1 protein-coding gene and 1 pseudogene are annotated in these 561 nt (G+C 39.0%); both read right to left on the bottom strand.

Annotated features, from left to right (window positions below; genetic code table 11):
- A partial coding sequence (locus ABD915_RS10205; protein ID WP_345117855.1) for a hypothetical protein occupies nt 1-286 on the bottom strand: 286 nt, incomplete at its 3' end.
- Nucleotides 283-561, bottom strand: a pseudogene (locus ABD915_RS10200) (hypothetical protein); the annotation flags it as partial. The gene ABD915_RS10205 and the pseudogene ABD915_RS10200, both read right to left, overlap by 4 nt.

Genomic DNA, 561 nt, shown 5'->3' with positions numbered 1-561 from the left:
TAAAAGTATAACACCACCCACCCACATGTTCATTTTTATAGCGGAATCCTGATTGAATCATGCATGCATGGACTGTTGCCTGTGCATTAATACTCTGCTCTCTATTTTCTGAATCAAGATCGATAAGACTCGGCATTCCACATTCTAACAATGCTTTTCCTACCTCAGTAAAGTCTGCTCCTGGCTTCTCCCACATATATATGTATCCAGGAGAAGGCTTAAAAAAATTACATCCAGCTATATTTAACAGGATTATCCCGCTTAATAATCTTAAAATGTGTTTCATTTTTTGCTCCCTAAATTAATTGAATCAACATGTATACGGTGAGATAACCCATAGTCATGTCTACATGCTTGATCCGCATGACCATAACAAGCGTGGGGACTTGGATAACTAAATAGCACTTTTCCTGCTTCTTTCGCTGCGTTACTATCAGGGGGTCTCTGTCCAAAAGTAGCAGGATTTTGACCAAACACTACACCAACAAAGTCATCTGCGTGGTTTTCCAAGCCAATATGGGTTTGATGACTATCACTTATATAATTGTGCGTATTTGCCAT

Source organism: Bartonella jaculi, assembly GCF_039543045.1.
Classification (GTDB): Bacteria; Pseudomonadota; Alphaproteobacteria; order Rhizobiales; family Rhizobiaceae; genus Bartonella; species Bartonella jaculi.
Note: the sequence above shows the minus strand (reverse complement) of the source record. Positions and strands in the feature narration are given on the sequence as shown.